Origin of the sequence: Phenylobacterium sp., from assembly GCF_030654915.1 — a bacterium.
Lineage (GTDB): Bacteria > Pseudomonadota > Alphaproteobacteria > Caulobacterales > Caulobacteraceae > Phenylobacterium.
Genome location: NZ_JAURWM010000261.1, coordinates 1 through 17394, shown reverse-complemented (window position 1 = coordinate 17394; position 17394 = coordinate 1). Strand labels below are relative to the sequence as shown.

Sequence of the window (17394 nt, the reverse complement as noted above, 5' to 3'; positions counted from 1 at the left end):
CACATCTTGGTGTTGCTGATGTGGCTTTGAAAATTAGCTGGAACGTGAATTTTTGAAGCTGAAAATCGCAAGGAGGCTTGCAAATATGATTGATCAGAACTGATCTCGGTCTGCGCCGCGTAGGATTTTACTGGCGGCCGACCTCAGCGTGGGACCTGCTAGCTAGGCGCCGACTTTGTGCATGTCGGTGGGGTGGGCGGGGGCGTCTGCTCCGCGCACCAGCCAGGCGTAGAACTGCTCTTTCGCCGTCTGCGGTCGCGATAGGCCAAGTCGCTCAAGCTTTAAGGCGAGGGCGGGATCGGGGGGGCGCCGAAGGCCTTTCAGGGCCAGTTGCACCAATTCAAGAGGCGAGCCTTGCGCCGCCTTCAGCCTGGCCAGGGTCGGGAGCAAGGTCATCTCGACGTCATTGAAGTCAGAGCCGAACGGAAACAGCGGTGCGGCTCCCGAGGCCTTGGGGCCGGCGAGAACGCGCGCAATCCGCTCTGGCCTGTTGTCGCATTGGTGGGCTGGAATAGCGTAGTCGGGCTCGATCTTTCCGGCGGCCTTGGCCTGCGCGAGAAGCTGCGGCTGAAATCGGCTGTCGGCTACGCCCAACATGGCGGCGACGACGTCGCGGTCTGTCTTGCCCCGCAGATCAGCCACCCCGTACTCGGTCACGACGATGTCGCGAAGATGCCGGGGAATGGTGACGTGACCGTAGTTCCAGACGATGTTCGAGGTGGCTTTTCGGCCCTGGCCGCGCACGGCGTTCAGCGCGATGATCGAGCGCGCGTCCTCAAGCGCGAAGGCCTGGGCGACGAAATTGTACTGACCTCCGACGCCGCTGACCACGCGTCCATCTTCAAGCCCGTCGGATATCACCGCCCCCATCAGGGTCGCCATCATCGCGGTGTTGATGAAGCGGCCGCCGATCCGGGCCTCCCGCTTCCGCATCTCGTCGCCATAGAGTTCGTTGATGAACGAGATCGATTTCATCTGCAGTTTGGCGAGATCCTCGCCCGCCATCTCGCGCAGGGCTGCGTAGAAGGCGCGCGGCCCTAGGAAGAAGCCGCCGTGCAGCACGGCGCCGTCGACCTCGCGCTTGACGATCCCGCCTCGAACCAGATCGAGCAGGCAATCGACGAACATCTCACTGCAGGCGTAGAGACCCTGGTCGAAGGCCTCGAAGCGCTGCGGAATGGCGACAGGACCTTGGGTTAGGCTGGCGACGACGCCAGCAAAGGCTTCAGGCTGGCGATGTCGAATCAACAGCGCCTGGCTCACAGCGTCGCCAACCGAGCCGATGCCGATCTGCAGGGTTCCACCGTCAGGGACCAAGGCGGCGACCTGGAAGCCTATGGCGTAGTGGGCGTCCTGCACCGGCTCCTTCGGCGGCGCGAACAGCGGAAATTCGCAGTCGGGACTGTCCAGCATGTGGGTGAAGCGGCTCGCGCTGAGGTCGCCGTCGCCAGGCATGAACGGCAAGTCCTGGTTCGTCTGGCCGACCAACAGAAAGTCGGCGCGTCCGGCGTCGCGGGCCGCCAGCAAGTCCAGGGTGATGTCGGTGTTGCAACTCAGGCTGTAGCGAGCGTCCGCGGCCTGGCCCCGAGGGGCGACAAGCTGAGCTACGACATTGACGCCGCGGTCGAGCAGATAGCGGGCGGCATGGGTGTAGTTGGCGGCGATATAGCTTCGCTGCGACGATCCCACGCTCAGCCGGGTTCCAGCTTGAAAGAAGAACTCATCGACTTCGATATTGGGCGGCAGCTCGCCAGCGCGCTGCGCCTTGGCGTAGGCGAGGGACGGATAGCCGCCCATCAAGCGCTCGATGATCGGGCCGAGGAAGCGCGCTTCCAGTTCCGATTTCGGTCGCGGCGCCTCAAGGGTCAAAGCCGAGAAGATGTGTAGCTTGATTGAAGGGTCGGCCAGCGCGCGGGCGAACAGCGCGTTGGCGACGTGGTTTGCCTTGCCGAGCCCGAGCGGCAGTCCGAGTACGATGTGCGAGCCGACTTGGTCGATGATCGCCTGTACGAGCTTGCCTGGGTCGTCGAAACGCGCCGGCGCTACTCCGCTGCTCATGCTTGCCCCCAGTTCCAGTTACAGTCTGCGTAGCGGGTGTCGCTCACCTCGGGAAGATGGGCGCGCTCCCAGCCACGCTTGCGAGCGGCGCGGAGGGCGACGTGTGCAGCGGCGGCGTTTCCGCGGGCGGAACAGGGTGTTGCTCGTGGGCGGCGAGGGCGGTGGGCGCAAAGTCATCCACCTCGATCACCGCGGCGACGGCGCGGTCGGCGGCTTCAAGCTGGGCCACCTCCGCCGCCGTGATCAGGCCGCGGCCGACCGCCGTCTTCCAGTCACGGATCTTCTGGTCGCGCAGACGATCATGAATAGGCTGGGTGGCGACCACCTGCTCAAAGGCGTCGATCAGCTGGCCGACCGCCTCGTCCGCCCCGCCGACATAGACATTGGCCACAAGCCGATCGCGAGTCGGCGATGGCTCGAGCAGCAAGTCCGCGCAGGCGCGTGTGACACGGTCGGAGGGGCCGCGACGGCGCGGGCCGAGCGGCAGGATCGCGAGGCGTAGCAGCCACCCTGCGACGGCGTTCGGGAGATTGGCGAAGATCTCATCGAGCCTCGCCTCGATCGTCGCGAAGCCGGTATCCATGCACCAATTGAGCAGCGGCAAGTCAGCGTCCCGACGCCCTTCATCTTCCCAACGCTTCAATGCACCTGACAGGAAGTAGAGCTCGGAGAGCACGTCGCCTAGCCGCCCTGAGAGCATCTCCTTGCGCTTCAACTCGCCGCCGAGCGTCAATAGGGCGACGTCGGCTGTGAGGGCGAACGCCGCGGTGTAGCGCCCCATCTGGCGGTAAAAGCCTCGAGCCCGGCCGGCGTCGGGCGCCGGGGCGCTGAGCCCGTTCGTCCAGCTGCGCGACCAGGCGAGCATCCCGTTGCGCAGAGCGTGAGCGACATGCTTCCAGAACGCATCGTCGAACTGTTCCAGGCCGCGACGCTTGTCCGCATCGCCTAGGGCTAGGATCTCTTGAAGCAGATAGGGGTGGGCCCGGATCGCACCCTGGCCGAAGATCATCAGGCTGCGGGTCAGGATATTAGCGCCCTCGACCGTGATGCCGACCGGCACGGCCCGGTAGTGGCCGCCCAGATAGTTGCGCGGTCCCTCGATCACGGCCTTCCCGCCGTGAACGTCCATGGCGTCATTGACCACCACGCGCATCCGCTCGGTGGCGCCGGCCTTCATCATCGCCGAGATCACCGAGGGGTGGTGGCCCTGGTCCAGGCCGATGCAGGTCAGCCGCCGGGCGCCGTCGATCAGGTAGGCGTTGCCGGCTATGCGGGCCAGGCGCTCCTGCACCCCCTCGAACTTGCCGATGGGTAGGCCGAACTGTTCACGGACCCTGGCGTAGGCGCCGGTGGTCAGGGCCGAGAAGGCGGCGGAGGCGCCAGACAGCGCCGGCAGTGATATGCCGCGTCCGGCGGCCAGCGCCGTCATCAGCATTTTCCAACCCTGACCGACCCGGTCGACGCCGCCGATGATCAGGTCGAGCGGGATGAAGACGTCGCGTCCCCAGTTCGGCCCGTTCTGGAATGTCTGGAAGGCTGGCAGGTGGCGACGGCCAATCTCGACCCCGGGAATGTCGGTCGGAACCAGAGCGCAGGTGATGCCGATGTCCTCCAGGTCGCCGAGCAGATGATCGGGGTCGCGCAGCTTGAAGGCCAGTCCGAGCACCGTGCAGACCGGTCCCAGGGTGATGTAGCGCTTATGCCAGTTGAGGCGGACGCCCAGGACGTCCTTGCCCTGCCATACGCCCCGAGCGACCACGCCCTCATCGATCATGGCCGAGGCGTCCGATCCGGCTTCCGGACTGGTCAGGCCGAACGCCGGAATCTCGCGGCCGTCGGCCAACCTGGGCAACCAGTGGTCCTTCTGGGCCTGTGTCCCGAAGCGCATGATCAGTTCGCCGGGGCCCAAGGAGTTGGGGACCATGGCCGTGACCGCGGCGGACACCGAGCGGGTCGCGATCTTTTTCACGACTTCGGCGTGGCCGAAGGCCGAGAACCCCAGGCCGCCGTGCTCCGTGGGGATAATCATCCCGAAGAACTTGTTATCTTTCAGGAAAGTCCACGCCTCGGGCGGCAGGTCGCGTGTTTCCCAGGTGATGCGCCAGTCGTCGAGCATGGCGCAAAGGGCTTCGACCGGACCGTCCACGAAGGCTTGCTCGTCGGGCCTCAGCTTGGCCGGCGGTAAGTCCAGGAGAGTCTTCCAGTCAGGATCGCCGCCGAACAAAGCCGCGTCCCACCAGACATCGCCAGCCTCGATGGCCTCGCGTTCGGTGTCCGACAGCGCAGGGAGCACGCCCTTGGCCCAGTGGAAGATCGGCCGGGTTAGGATGTCGCGGCGCAGGGAGACGTTTTGCATCTGCGGCAAACGCCAGGCGAAGGCTTCGGCTCCATCGATGAGGCGCAAAACCCTGACGTGGAGGGCGACCATCGTGGGTGATCGGCCTGTACGCGGTGACTGACTGAAGCTCCGACCTGGTGAAATTGAGCGCTGGACTCCCGTGACGGAAGGCCCGGTTTACAGAGGTTCCTTGGAGGATCTCAGATGAAGCTCGACAACACCGTTTCCGCAGTCATCACCGGCGGCGCATCGGGCCTCGGGGCCGCCACGGCCCGCCGGCTGGCGAGCCATGGCGTGAAGGTGGCGTTGTTCGACTTGGACGTGGAGCGGGGCGAAGCCCTGGCGAAGGAACTTGGCGGGGTGTTTTGCCAAGCCAATGTTAGCTCCTCGACCGAGGTGGACGCCGCCTTTGCGAAGGCGCGCGCCGCCCACGGCCAGGAGCGGATCCTGGTGAACTGCGCCGGCGTGGGAGGCGGGGCCAAGACCGTGTCGCGCGACAAGCAGACGGGCGAGATCAAGGAATATCCGCTCGAGAACTTCGAGCGGATTGTGCAGATCAACCTGATCGGCACCTTCCGCTGCATCACCAAGAGCGCGGCCGGAATGCTGACCCTGCCCGTGCTTGAAGACGGCGATCGGGGCGCGATCGTCAACACCGCATCGGTGGCCGCTGAAGACGGCCAGATCGGCCAAGTGGCTTACACCGCCTCCAAGGCGGGCATCGTCGGCATGACCCTGACGATCGCGCGTGATCTTTCCAGCGAAGCGATCCGCGTCAACACCATCCTGCCAGGGATCTTCGATACGCCGCTGCTGGGGCGCGCCGCCGAACATGTGAAGGCCGGCCTGGCCGCCGCGGTGCCTTTTCCCAAGCGCTTGGGTGTGGCCGAGGAGTTCGCCCAACTCGCCGAGACCATGATCACCTGCGGCTATCTCAATGGTGAGGATGTGCGTCTCGACGGCGCGATCCGCATGCAGCCGCGCTGACGCGGACGGTCAAGACTTCCGGCGATTCTGACGTTGAGATGCTGCGACGCCGTTCTCTTCCCTGGCATCACTCCGCGAGGAAAATTTCGGTCTCACGCATGAAGCCGTCCAATTGGTCGTGGTGGACCCAGTGTCCGGCGCCTTCAAAGTTTACGAGGCGGGCGTTCTGGAAATTCTTGATGCGGCCGTCGACCACCGGGTCGGACGCCCATGACTCCGTCCCGCGAACCAGCAGCACCGGCGCGGTGATGTTCCGCCACAGCTGATGCTGGTCGTCATGCGACAGGCCGCCGACGCCGCCCCAGCGGGCGTGGTTGTCGAACTTCCAGGAGTATGAGCCGTCCTCGTTCTGGTGCGCGCCGTAGATCGTCAGGTGGCGCGCTTGCGCGGCGCTGAGGTGGGGATTCTCTTCAGCCATGCGCGCGACGGCGTCGTCCAGATTGGCGTAGCGGCGCGGCGCGCGGCCGGAGTTCTCGCGTCGATCCTTCACCCCGCTCCGAATTCGCTGATCGACCGAGCGTTTTGCCTGTTCGGCCATGACGGCGGGCGAGGGGCCCAAGCCCTCGATCGCGACCACCTTCTTCACGTTTTCCGGAAAAGCGCCGCAATAGTTCAGGGTGACGCCCGCGCCCAACGAATGGGCGATGATGGTCACTGGAGCCATGCGCTTCTGGTGGATGATCTGGGCCAAGTCGTAGATGTAGGCCGCCTGGTCGTAGCCGCCGCCGACCGCCCATGCGCTGTCGCCATGTCCGCGAAGGTCCGGGGCTATGACGTGGTAGCGATCGCGAAGCCGTTGCGCGACCCAATCCCAGTTGCGGCAATGGTCGCGGCCGCCATGGACCAGCAGCAACGGGGGCGCGTCCTCGTTTCCCCAGTCGACATAGTGCAGGCGCAGTCGCTGCGAGAAATAGAAATGGGACGTCGGGCCTTCCATGGTGTTCTCCGCAACCAGCTAGGCCCCTTAGCACCTGCGGCGACATGGCTTCCACTACTCAGGTTGGCTCGCGGACCTCAGTCCGGCTGGTTGGGAAAGGTGAGTTCGATCACGGCGCCGCCTCCGTCGCGGTTCTTGGCTTGCACGCACCCGCCATGCGCATCAGCCAAAGCCTTGACGACAGACAGACCAAGGCCCGATCCGCCTGTGGCCCGAGTACGAGACAGGTCGGCGCGCCAAAAGCGTTCGAACACCAGATCCTCGGCGTCCCGCGGAAAGCCGGGTCCCCGATCACAGACACGCACGAGGCTCACACCGTCGAGCCGCTCGGTCGTGACGGTCAAGCTGCCACCGTCCGCCGCGTAGCGAAGGGCGTTGTCGAGCACCGCCCGCAACATTTGGCGGACCCGGGCAGGGTCGGCATGAACAAAGGTGGCTGGCAGGGCTTGAGCATCGACCACCATCGCGGCGAGCGCGAATTGCGGCCGCGTGACATCGAGCACGGAGCGCACCTCCGCGGCCAGATCGCAACGCGCGACCTGGAGCGATAGAGCGCCGGATGATGCCAGGCTCACCGTGCGCAGATCGTCGATGATCCGCGACAGGTCCTCGACCTGGGTCAACAGCGCCCGCATGTGGTCGTCGTCCCGAGGGAACACGCCGTCCAATGCGCCGTGGATGTAGCCGCGCAGCACTGTCAGCGGGGTGCGCAGTTCATGGGCGACCGATGCCGTGTGGAAGCGAAGTTGGCGGTCTGATCGTTCCAGCGCCTCGGCTTGGCTATTGAAGCTGCTGATCAGGCTCTGGATCTCGCGGGCCTGCCGGGGTTGATCGGTGATGCGGTGGGTGAAGTCGCCGGCGGCGATGCGGCGAGCCCCCGCGGCCACGGCGTTGACCGAGGTCGCCAGTTGCCGTGCGACACGACCGCCGAACATGACGCCCAGCGCGATGGCGATGGTCGACAGCAGGGCGAGCCCGCCATAGCCGACCGCCATGACCCGAGGTTCCCAGCCCTTGCTGAACTCGATCAGGGCGAGCAGGTCCTCGCTGGCGGGAAGTCGGTCGTTGTTGAGCTCCTTGACCGCGCGCGCGACCTCTGGCGAAGCGCGGGCTTCAAGGTCGCGCTGAAGCAGTAGGTCGAACCCGGCCGATCCGCCGGCGACAAAGATCACCGCTGCGGTCAGGGCGCCGCCGATGGCGAGCCCCAGGCGGCGAGCGAGAGTGGGGGGCGGTTTCATTCCGCCGCCGCGAGCCGGTAGCCCACGCCGCGCACATTGACGACGTAGCCCGTGGCCCCTGCCGTCTCGAGCTTCCGCCGCAGATTGCTGACGTGGCTGTCGACCGTGCGTTCCAACGCCTCGCTCTCGGGAAGGCAGGCGTCGAGGATTTCGCCCCGACTGCAGACCCGCATCGGGGCGTTTAGGAACTGGGCGAGGATGCGGAACTCACTGAGCGTTAGGTTGAGGGCGGTCGGCTCGCCGGACATGCCGATCACCCGCGCGACGTGAGCCGAGAGGTCGGCCTCGATCGGGCCGTGGCGCAGAACGCCGGAACGGCCTGCTCCGCTCACCCGCCGCAGCACCGCTTTCACGCGGGCCACCACTTCGGCCGGATTGAAGGGTTTGACCACATAGTCGTCGGCCCCCATGCGCAGGGCGGTCAGCTTGTCGATATCCTCGGCCATGGCCGTGGCGAAGATCACCGGGGTGTCGCCGCGCCGTCGCAGCTCGCTCATCACCGCGAAGCCATCCTTCTTCGGGATATTGACGTCCAGCAGCATCAGCGCGGGGCTGAGGCTAAGGTGCTGTTGCAGGGCAGTTTCGCCATCTGACGCGCAGACGACGCGCAAACCCTCGCGCTCCAGATAGGTTTGGAGGATCCGAGCGATGTCCGGATCGTCCTCGACGACGCAGATCAGGGCATTTTCCATGGTCGGGTCCTGCGGTGGGGCGCGGAGAGGTCTGTACCCGGAGTGTCGAGGTTTTGTGGAGATCGCGCCGAGTCCCCGTGGATCGGCCTTGGGCTCTAACAGACATGCCGGCTCGCGCTGCGACATCGCCAGATGAAATTCTCGTAAGCCCATCCCCACACGATCTCCACGCTTCCCGCGCAATCCCTCCATGCGGTCCTGGCACCAAGGCTTGGCCTCGAGGTCGGCGCGGTCGCCGGGCTGTCGAGGCGCATGGAGAGTTGAGATGTTGAAGACCATTTGCCTCGCCGCCGCCTTCGCCGCGGTCGCGATGACGCCTGCGCTGGCGCAGGACGATGACCGGGCCGGCTTCTATGCCGGCGCCGATATCGGTTACGGGAAGTCGAAGTCCGACCTCACCTACACGCCACGTGCCGGCGCCGTGCAGAGCGGCGGGGCCGACAAGAACGGCCTGCGATACGGCGGCTTCGCGGGCTACGGCCTGACTCTGGGTGACAGCTTTTACCTTGGAGCCGAGGCGGGTCTTGGTGCAGGGGGCGGCGACACCTCCCGGACCTTCGGCGCCAACAAGATCAGTGTGGAACCGAAGCTCCGCTACAGCCTCGTCGGCAAGGCCGGCTTCCTAGTGGGCGATAGCGGCCTGATCTACGGAAAGGCCGGGCTTGAACGCCGTCGTCTGGAGGTCTCCACGTCCCGCTCCAAGGAAGACCTGAAATTGCAGGGCGTCATCTACGGGGTTGGCTATCAGCAGATGCTGAGCGAGGTCGTTTCCGTTCACGCTGAGCTGCTCCGTGCCGACTACGGCGACAAGACCGCCAGCTTCGCCGCCGGTGATCGCCTGAAGGTCGACGCCAGCGAAACCCGTGTGGTTTTCGGCGGCGCCGTTCACTTTTGACCCTTGGCCGGCGCCGCGCCAGCCGCGAGCGCCGGCCGCCATCAGGACCGTTTGAAATGAACTATCGCAGACACCTGGCCCTCGGCGTGGTGTTCGGGACGCTCCTGGCCTTCCCGGTGCTCGCGCGGGGCCCATCCGATCCGTTTCAGGGCGTTTGGGGCGGCGTCCTCAATGACCGCGGGCGCCAGCGTGTTGAGCTGGTGATCGAAGCTGACCGCAAAGCGACCTTATTTAATCTTGATGAGCGTGAGGTGCTCTATCCGAGTGCGTTGCGTACGCGGGACGAGGCCATCCACATTGAGTTCCGCCAGCTATCGGGCGTTTTTGACGGCCGTTTGGTCACGCCTTACCAGATCGACGGCGTCTGGCGTCAGCGCGGCCGACATACCAAGGTTTCCCTTCGGCGCCAGGCGGGCGCGAGCGTGCCGTTCATCTCACGCGGGGTGTCGGATCTTCGCCACAGATGACGCTGGTTCGCGCCCGCCGCGATCCGCCCCTAGATGTCCCCTGGCCTCGTCTATCAGCCTAGCCGTCGGTCACGGCGGCGTCAGTCCACCAGCTTTCCGGCCAGAATCGGCGGCTGCGGTTTGCTGCCGTGACCGTCGAGGGCGTCCGCCCTAGCTGACGCGGTGTAACTGGCGGGCGAGGAAGTCCCCGCCCAGTCGCAGTCCCGCCTCGTCGATGCTGTGGCCGAGCCCTTGCGCGGCATGGGTGCTTATCTCAAACCCCATGGCTTTGAACTCGGCTTCCGCCTGGCCCATGGCGGCGAAGGGCACCATCGGGTCGGCGTCCCCATGGACCAGGAGCAAGGGCGGCTTGGTCCTCACCTCGGTCTGCAATTCTTCGGCGTCGGCCAGCATGCCCGAATAGCCCACGATCCCCGCAAGGACTTCGGAGCGCCGCGGCCCCACATGGAGAGCCATCATGGTTCCCTGGCTGAATCCCACGAGCGCCACCTTGCTGTTCGGCAGATCGTAGGCGGCGCGGTGCATGTCGATGAAGCCGTGCACCAGGGGCGCGGCCCGTCGCACGCCCGCGGCGCGGCTTTCCCGTCCCAGGTCGGCCAGCGACCACCACTGATAGCCACCAGGGGCGCCGGGACAGACCTCCGGAGCGTTAGGCGCCATGAAGACGGTGTCGGGCAGGCTTGCGCGCCAGTAGGGGACGAGCCCCATCAGGTCGGCGCCGTTTGAGCCGTAGCCGTGCAGCAGGATCACCATTGACTGGGGATCTCGGCCGCTCGCCGGAGTGGCCATGGGGCCCTTGAGACGGGTGAGTTCGGTCATCGGTCGGTGGTGCGGCAAAGCGGTAGCTTGGTCAACCGCGCCTGGGGACCAATGTCCGCTTGCTGCTTCGCAGTGAGAGCCTGCCGGTTGGAGATCGCCGACTCCATAGTGGGCCGTGGATGCTTCCGGCACGGCGCTCTTGGTTCGACGCGGATGAACGGCTAACCAACAAGGCCTGTGTGGATGGTCGTCAACGTCAACAGACTTGGGCGAAGGGGTGTAGGTTGAAGTTGCTGGATCAAGTGTCTTCTGGGCTTGGCTTTCGCCCAGCCGCCGATCTGACGCTTCCCCTGACGACGGGCCCAGCCATCAAGGATATCGACCTCGATTTCGTTGTCGTGGACGTCGAAACCGCCTGCTCGCGGACGTCCAGCATCTGCCAGATTGGCATTGTCGGCTTCGCGGGGGGCCGGGAAGTCTTGACCTATGAGAGCTTGATCGATCCAGAGGATCGGTTCGATGCGTTCAATACGCGGCTCCATGGCATCGGTGCGAGGCATGTGCGCGGCAAGCCGAACTACGCCCGGCTGCACGCTACGATCTCGGCCCACCTTGGTGGTCGCGTGGCTGTCGCCCATTCGAACTTCGATAGGGCGGCGCTTGGCGCGGCTTGCGCCCAGGCGGGGATTCCAGCGATCGACGCCCGCTGGCTAGACAGCGTGCGGGTCGCTCGTCACGCTTGGCCAGATCTGCCAAGTCACAAGCTCAATGTGGTGGCGGCCCACCTTGGCCTGGAGCATCGCCACCACGACGCGCTTAGCGATGCGCGGGTGGCCGGTTGGACGATTCTGAAGGCGATGGACCACACGGGCATCGACCTCGATGGCTGGATGGCCGGGCCTTGGCGCAAACAGGTCGCCAAATCCGCCAGGTCGCCTTGGCCAATGCCCGCGGAAAACGGGCCACTGGCCGGAGAGCGCGTGGCGTTCATGAGCCGTCACAGCGACCCGGAACTGCCGGCGGTCGTGGCCGATGCCGGTGGCCGGATCATGTCGGGCCTTGGCGAGACCACGACGCTCTTTGTTGTCGCCGCCGCTCGCCCATTCACATTCGGAATTTGCCGTAGCGCGAACTATCAAAAGGCCGAGGCTCTCATCGCCGCGGGCAAGCCGCTGCGAATTCTGAGCGGAGATGAACTACGTGCGCTGGTTGCGCGGGATGCGGAGAGCTTTGCTCCTTCAAGATCCACGACATCAGATCCGGCGTAGGCGCCGCCTGGTCGCTGCGAGGGCGGAGGACTGATGGTCGGGCCGGTGGTGGCCGTCGCGCCGTTCCAGCACCGCCGTGGTCATGCCGGTGAAGGCGGCCGCATCCCACATGTCGGCGCCGCTTCCACTAGCCAGGTCGCACAGGTGTGGCGCCAGCCAATGCGGGGTAGGGCCGTCAAGGCCGACGTCCCGGACAATGGCCTTGAAGCTCTTGGTGACCTTGGTCGTGATCGGCTCTCCGCCGTGATGGATGATGGTGTTGATGGGCCTGCCTTTGCGAGCTGGGGCCGCTTGGTCCAGTCGTTTCCAGCGCCGCAGGTGGGCCAGGAGGCGGCGAGGGATTTTCACCACAGGCCGTCGTATGGTGCGTTGCTCGCGCTCTTGCCGTCCGCGACGAGTACGCCACAGCGCTCACGACATCGAGTCCCGCGCCGCCAGCATCCGCGCCAAGGGGCTGTTGCAGCCGCTGGTGGCGATTGTCCGCGGCGCGCCCTACGCAGCGTGGTCTCTATTGAGGTGAAGGTGATATTCGCGTGGGAACGGACGGTCACGACGAGGCGCCGCGCGCGGGGAGAGAGATGGTGGTCGATGAAGCAGAGCGCCCGGTGCTGGTGTGGTTTCGCCAAGACCTAAGACTGGGGGACAACCCGGCTCTGCACGCCGCCGTCACGACGGGGCGGCCGATCCTGCCGCTCTATGTTCTCGATGAGCCGGGCCCGGAGCGCCGCCTAGGCGCGGCGTCCCTGTGGTGGTTGGACAAATCGTTGCGCGCGCTGGACGCTTCGCTGCGTCGATGTGGCGGCGGGCTCATTCTCCGCCGAGGCGACTCCGAGGCTGAACTGCGTCGCCTCATCGACCAGACCGGCGCCGATCAAGTCTTCATGAACCGCAGGTTCGAGCCTGAGGCCTTCGGCCGCGACGCTGATATCGCCCATGCCCTGCAAAAGGAGGGCGTGAACTGTCAGGGTTTCAACGGAACCTTGCTGACGCGCCCGGCCGCCGTCCTGACGGAGGCCGGACGCCCGTACAGGGTCTTCACGCCGTTTTTGAAGGCGCTGATGCCGGTGATCCCTGAACTCGATCACATGCCGCCGCCAACGCGCATTTCCACGCTCGGCGATGTCGCCAGCGACGACATCGCCGACTGGGGGTTGCATCCGCGCGCGCCAGATTGGTCGGGCGGCTTCGACTGGAGTCCGGGGGAGGAGGGCGCTAGTTCGGCGCTATCGGCATTCCTCTCACGCGGCCTCAAGGACTACGCCACTAGTCGAGACATTCCCGGTCGCTCCGGGACCTCTCGCTTGTCGCCGCATCTACACTGGGGGGAGATCAGTCCGCGACGCGTGCTGCAGGACGTGCGGGGAGCCGTCGCACAGGGCCGGGCGAGCCAGGCGCAGGCGGACAAGTTCGCCGCCGAGATCGGCTGGCGCGAGTTCTCCGCCCACCTGCTCCACCAGTTTCCGTACATGACCGAACGCGCCTTTCGGCCAGAGTTTGACGAGATGCCCTGGCGGTCCGACGTTGATGGGCTCGCGGCCTGGAAGGAAGGCCGGACGGGCTATCCGTTGGTGGACGCCGGCATGCGCCAGCTTTGGACGACGGGCTGGATGCATAATCGCGTTCGGATGGTGGTCGCCTCCTTCCTGGTCAAGCACCTGCTAATCGACTGGCGCGAAGGCGAGAGCTGGTTTTGGGACACCTTGGTGGACGCTGACCTCGCCAGCAATGTGCAGAACTGGCAGTGGGTCGCGGGCTCCGGCGCCGACGCCGCCCCCTATTTCCGAATTTTCAATCCCGTCGTTCAAGGCGAGAAGTTCGACTCTGATGGGCGTTATGTCCGGCGATGGGTGCCCGAGGTTAGGGCTCTGCCAGACCGCTGGCTGCACGCTCCCTGGAGCGCGCCGGCTGGCGTGCTGTCCGAGGCTGGCGTGCGCCTGGGGCAGACCTATCCCCGCCCGATCGTGGACCACGGTCAGGCCCGTTTGCGAGCGCTGGCGGCGTTGAAGAGCCTTGCTGGGGAGCCGAACAGCACTGAATTTTGAACACCTTCACGGGCGACGTCACGGTGAGCGGCGGCACGCTCGAGTCGGAGGGGGTTCGGCGATCATCAACACCGTCGCGGTCACCGTCAGCGGCGGGACCTTGTAGGTCGCCGACGGCCAGGCCGTGTGCTCCATCGCCGGGGCGGGCGCGATCGATCCCATCCGTGATCGGGTGAACCTTGCGACGGAGATGGAAACGGGCCCGAATGGCGCTGTGGATGACGCCCTCTCGATCTCGGCGCAAGTCGGGCTTTGAATGACGCCTGCGCTCACGCTGCGGCGTGGCCTAGTGTGACTGTTCCTTGTCGAAGGGGCAGCGCCCACGGCGGCGGCGCCAACCGCACGACCGACGTGCGGCGTCGGGTGATCACCTCGCCGTTCAATCCCGGCTTTCTGGTGCCGGAAGAGGCCTATCCGTTCGCTGTGCCGATCGAGGTGGCGCGCGAGATGTCGCCCGAGCTGCAGCAGATGATCGGCTTCCGATCCTTCTACCAGACCAACCCCCGCGGCGGGCCGTTGTGGCAGCACAACTACGAGGAACTGGCGAACCATCTCGGCCTCTAAACTCCCGGCGATCCCTGCCGCGAGAGGCGTCAGTCCCGAATTGACATCCGTGGGAAGGGTTGATGCGTCACCAGCGCTAGGCGCCGAAGGCCCGCTTGCTGGCGCCGTCCTAGTGTTCGCCCTTGGCTGATATCGTTGAAGAAGTCGGTGGGTAGCCGGCTCGGGGCGCCGGGTGCGATGGCCCACCGCCGCTCTAGGCGGTTGCGGGGCTGGGCGGCGGGATCAGCTTGGCGAGGCCGCCATGGGACTCACCGCGCGCGGAACCATGGACATGCCTCCGCTCCATGCGCTTGGTGTCTTGAAGTAGCGTTGGGGTAGGGGGACCCTGCGGGTGGTCCCCAAAAAGCCGCGCCTCCTTTGCACACCCGTTCTTGCTGACGGGCATGGCCACAGACGCAATTTGCGTCTGTAACGCTGTGTCGCCTAGGCCTGGATTTTAGATCGTGAAGGTGCGCGCAGCTATCACTTGTATAACGAGATGTGGTAGCTGGTGGCCTATGAACGGTCAGTGAGGGACGCATGGTCTATCTACTCGGCGGATGGCAGAGCGATTTTTCGACGAATTGGGCGCGTCAGGGCATGGACCTCGCGGACGCGTTCTCTGAGGTCGTGGGGCAGGGATTGCAGGCTGCGGCGCTTGATCCTGGCGAGGTCGAAACTGGGCATGTCGGCAATTTTGTCGGCGACCTGTTTTCCGGCCAGGGCCTGCTTGGCGGTTTCTTTGGGCTCGTTCATCCCGACTTTGATGGTCTGCCGACCGCGCGCCATGAAGCGGCATGCGCCTCTGGAAGTGTGGCGATATTGGCGGCGACCGCAGAGCTCGAGGCTGGGCGCTATGACTTGGCGTGCGTGGTCGGCATGGAGCAGATGCGCAACGTGAGCGGCCTGCAGGCCGCGCAGAACCTGGGCGCGGCGGCCTGGGCGGGACATGAGTTCCAAGACGCGCGCTATGTTTGGCCAGCCGCCTTCTCCGACCTCGCGGAGGAGTACGAACGGCGCTATGGCCTGAAGTACGAACATCTCATGCGGATCGCTGAGATCAATTTCGCCAATGCTAAGCACAACCCCAACGCTCAAACGCGCGAGTGGGTGTTCAATGACAAGAGCTTCACGGCCGACGACGAGGCCAACCCTGTCGTCGAGGGGCGAACCCGAAAGCAGGATTGCGGTCAGGTCACCGACGGCGCGGCCGTTCTATTCCTGGCCTCGCCCAAGCGCGCGGCGGAGTACGCGGATCGGCGCGGGATCGCTCTGGAAAGCTTGCCGCAGATCAAGGGCTGGGGGCATCGGTCCGCGCCAATCTCCTACGCCGCAAAGGTAAAGGCGAGTGAAGGGCAGGACTATGTGTTCCCGCAGGTGAGGCGGGCCATCGAGGACGCGCATCGTCGCGCGGGCGTTTCCGACCTCTCCCAGATCGATCTGGTCGAGACGCACGACTGCTTCACAACAACTGAGTACATGGCGATCGACCATCTGGGCCTCACCGCGCCAGGTGAGTCCTGGAAGGCGATTGAGGACGGCTCCATCGAGATGACCGGCCGGCTGCCGATCAACCCGTCCGGCGGCCTGATCGGCCTGGGGCACCCGGTCGGGGCCACGGGGGTGAGAATGGCGCTCGACGCCTTCAAGCAGGTGACCGGCCAGGCTGGCGGCTATCAGGTGGAGGGCGCCAAGACCGCGCAGACCCTCAATATCGGCGGATCCACCACGACCACGGTGAGTCTCGTGGTCGGCGTCTGACGTCGACCAAGTGATCGCGGCGCTCCGGCCCCATCCAGGGGCCGGAGGCCTCTGGCGCTAAGACGCTAGCGCCCTTCGGTGAGCTGTGGATAGGCGTTCGATCACCATGGCGGCGCCGACGCCTGAGGCGCCTGCCACGACGACAAGGCCATACCGCCCATCGGCGTCATCGAGCGCGTCCAGCAGGGACGACAGCAGGATGGCTCCTGTAGCGCCCATCGGGTGCCCCTTGGCCAGGTGACCGCCGCTTACGTTTACGCGCCGATGGTCGACGTCATAGTCGCGGAAGAACTTGGCGATGGTGACGGCGAAGGCCTCCATGAACTCAATCCGGTCCATGTCCGCTAGCTTGAGGCTGGCGCGGCTCAACGCCAGATCCATGGCGCGGAAGCCGGCCGTCAGCGATGCCGCGGGGTCGCCGCCTGACTCCGCATAGGCGACAATCCGACCGCGAGCACCCGCCCCGCTGGGGGTGGCGGTGATCAGCGCCAGACCTGCTCCGTCAGCGACGGGTGGCGCGTGGGCCAGGGTGTGCCGATGGTCGATCGCCACCCCGCCAAGGGCCTCCGAGTAGGACTTCGCCAACGCGCCGAACGCGGGCGGGAGGGCGGCCAGGGCCTTGGCCGTGGTGGGGCGCGCGCACTCATCCCGCAACAGGCCATTGAGCGCGATACGCGAGGCGACCAGACCGGTGCCTTCGGCGGCGGCCGCCTTCTCCTGGGAAGCGAGGGTCACGGCGTCCATCTCCTCGCGGGAGATGCCCTCCGTCTCTGCAAGACGATCTGCGGCGATGACGACGGGCACATATCGCGCCCGCTGGGGCAGGTCGGCGTCGGCGTAGAAGTCGGCCTGGTCGGCCATGAACGGAACTCGCGACATCATCTCAACGCCGCCCGCCAGCACCGTCGCTGCGCCGCCAGTCGAGACCATATTGGCCGCCTGGCCGATAGCCGTCAGGCCCGACGCGCAGTAATTGTTGATCGTCCAGGCTCCAGCCTCATCGGGCAGTTGGGCGTAGAGCTTCGATACCAGGGCGATGTTTCCACCTTGAGCTCCGACCTGGCCGACCGAGCCGAGGATCAAGGCCTGCGGGTCGCGTGCATGCTGGTTGCGCGTTTCCAGACTCTCGATCAACGCGGCGACGAGTCGCTGGGGCTTCAGCGTCGCAAGCCCGCCATCGGCCTTGGCCCTTCCGCGAGGGGTTCGAACCGCATCCTGGATGTAAGCCGTCATTTTCTATCCACGTTTGTTGCGGCGTGAACATCGGTCATGGCATCTTGTTAAGCAAGTGACGTAAGGCGACCGCTGCCGCATCGCGCCGGCGCTTGACAACTCAGACCTTACCTTCAATGGGTCACGGTGAGAGTTGAGGTGTTATGGCCGAATCTGGTCCAGCTGAGCCGACCGCA

Annotated in this window: 16 protein-coding genes; 8 read left to right on the top strand and 8 right to left on the bottom strand. The window is 65.6% G+C overall.

What is annotated here, in order from left to right; all coding sequences use genetic code 11:
• Positions 1-162: 162 nt before the first annotated feature.
• Both Q7T84_RS13570 and Q7T84_RS13565 read right to left on the bottom strand, forming a co-directional pair.
• Positions 163-2058, bottom strand: a complete 1896-nt coding sequence (locus Q7T84_RS13570) for an acetyl-CoA hydrolase/transferase C-terminal domain-containing protein (protein ID WP_304809786.1) — start codon at positions 2056-2058, stop codon at positions 163-165.
• A gap of 43 nt (positions 2059-2101) precedes the next feature.
• Positions 2102-4414, bottom strand: coding sequence for an acyl-CoA dehydrogenase (locus tag Q7T84_RS13565; RefSeq protein WP_304809784.1), 2313 nt, complete (start codon positions 4412-4414; stop codon positions 2102-2104).
• Positions 4415-4600: 186 nt separating this feature from the next.
• Here Q7T84_RS13565 and Q7T84_RS13560 point away from each other — a divergent pair, with 186 nt between their 5' ends.
• A complete protein-coding gene (locus Q7T84_RS13560) occupies positions 4601-5383 on the top strand; it encodes an SDR family NAD(P)-dependent oxidoreductase (protein ID WP_304809782.1) in 783 nt (260 codons plus the stop codon).
• A 67-nt stretch (positions 5384-5450) separates the two neighbouring features.
• Here Q7T84_RS13560 and Q7T84_RS13555 read toward each other — a convergent pair whose 3' ends face one another.
• The 3 genes from Q7T84_RS13555 to Q7T84_RS13545 all read right to left on the bottom strand — a co-directional run bounded on the left by Q7T84_RS13555 (position 5451) and on the right by Q7T84_RS13545 (position 8250).
• Positions 5451-6320 (bottom strand): alpha/beta fold hydrolase, encoded by an 870-nt coding sequence (locus Q7T84_RS13555; protein ID WP_304809780.1) that lies wholly within the window; start codon positions 6318-6320, stop codon positions 5451-5453.
• Between the two features lie 77 nt (positions 6321-6397).
• The gene (locus tag Q7T84_RS13550; protein WP_304809778.1) at positions 6398-7558 is read right to left on the bottom strand and encodes a cell wall metabolism sensor histidine kinase WalK; all 1161 of its coding nucleotides are present in this window, start codon (positions 7556-7558) and stop codon (positions 6398-6400) included.
• A complete protein-coding gene (locus tag Q7T84_RS13545) occupies positions 7555-8250 on the bottom strand; it encodes a response regulator (protein WP_304809776.1) in 696 nt (231 codons plus the stop codon). Before Q7T84_RS13545 ends, Q7T84_RS13550 begins: the two co-directional genes overlap by 4 nt.
• A 265-nt stretch (positions 8251-8515) precedes the next feature.
• Between Q7T84_RS13545 and Q7T84_RS13540 the strand changes: the two genes are divergently transcribed.
• Both Q7T84_RS13540 and Q7T84_RS13535 read left to right on the top strand, forming a co-directional pair.
• Complete coding sequence (locus Q7T84_RS13540; RefSeq protein WP_304809774.1) at positions 8516-9145, top strand: outer membrane beta-barrel protein; 630 nt, start codon at positions 8516-8518, stop codon at positions 9143-9145.
• Between the two features lie 56 nt (positions 9146-9201).
• The gene (locus Q7T84_RS13535; RefSeq protein ID WP_304809772.1) at positions 9202-9612 is read left to right on the top strand and encodes a hypothetical protein; all 411 of its coding nucleotides are present in this window, start codon (positions 9202-9204) and stop codon (positions 9610-9612) included.
• Positions 9613-9762: 150 nt separating this feature from the next.
• Here Q7T84_RS13535 and Q7T84_RS13530 read toward each other — a convergent pair whose 3' ends face one another.
• Positions 9763-10401 carry an alpha/beta hydrolase gene (locus tag Q7T84_RS13530; RefSeq protein ID WP_304809770.1) on the bottom strand — a complete coding sequence of 213 codons (639 nt, stop codon included), beginning with the start codon at positions 10399-10401 and terminating at the stop codon, positions 9763-9765.
• Positions 10402-10673: 272 nt separating this feature from the next.
• Between Q7T84_RS13530 and Q7T84_RS13525 the strand changes: the two genes are divergently transcribed.
• On the top strand, positions 10674-11639 hold the full coding sequence (locus tag Q7T84_RS13525) for an exonuclease domain-containing protein (RefSeq protein ID WP_304809768.1): 966 nt from the start codon (positions 10674-10676) through the stop codon (positions 11637-11639).
• Here the strand turns inward: Q7T84_RS13525 and Q7T84_RS13520 are convergent.
• Positions 11625-11987 (bottom strand): hypothetical protein, encoded by a 363-nt coding sequence (locus tag Q7T84_RS13520; RefSeq protein WP_304809766.1) that lies wholly within the window; start codon positions 11985-11987, stop codon positions 11625-11627. The genes Q7T84_RS13525 and Q7T84_RS13520 overlap by 15 nt on opposite strands.
• A 233-nt stretch (positions 11988-12220) precedes the next feature.
• On the opposite strand from Q7T84_RS13520, the gene Q7T84_RS13515 reads away from it, so the two are divergent.
• From Q7T84_RS13515 to Q7T84_RS13505, 4 genes are all read left to right on the top strand, one after another.
• On the top strand, positions 12221-13681 hold the full coding sequence (locus Q7T84_RS13515; protein ID WP_304809764.1) for a deoxyribodipyrimidine photo-lyase: 1461 nt from the start codon (positions 12221-12223) through the stop codon (positions 13679-13681).
• On the top strand, positions 13678-13857 hold the full coding sequence (locus Q7T84_RS21165) for a hypothetical protein (RefSeq protein WP_370653662.1): 180 nt from the start codon (positions 13678-13680) through the stop codon (positions 13855-13857). Before Q7T84_RS13515 ends, Q7T84_RS21165 begins: the two co-directional genes overlap by 4 nt.
• A 115-nt stretch (positions 13858-13972) precedes the next feature.
• The gene (locus Q7T84_RS13510) at positions 13973-14245 is read left to right on the top strand and encodes a hypothetical protein (RefSeq protein WP_304809762.1); all 273 of its coding nucleotides are present in this window, start codon (positions 13973-13975) and stop codon (positions 14243-14245) included.
• Positions 14246-14764: 519 nt separating this feature from the next.
• The gene (locus Q7T84_RS13505) at positions 14765-15985 is read left to right on the top strand and encodes an acetyl-CoA acetyltransferase (RefSeq protein ID WP_304809760.1); all 1221 of its coding nucleotides are present in this window, start codon (positions 14765-14767) and stop codon (positions 15983-15985) included.
• 57 nt (positions 15986-16042) lie between these two features.
• Here Q7T84_RS13505 and Q7T84_RS13500 read toward each other — a convergent pair whose 3' ends face one another.
• Positions 16043-17218, bottom strand: coding sequence for an acetyl-CoA C-acyltransferase (locus Q7T84_RS13500; protein WP_304809758.1), 1176 nt, complete (start codon positions 17216-17218; stop codon positions 16043-16045).
• Between the last annotated feature and the right edge of the window lie 176 nt (positions 17219-17394).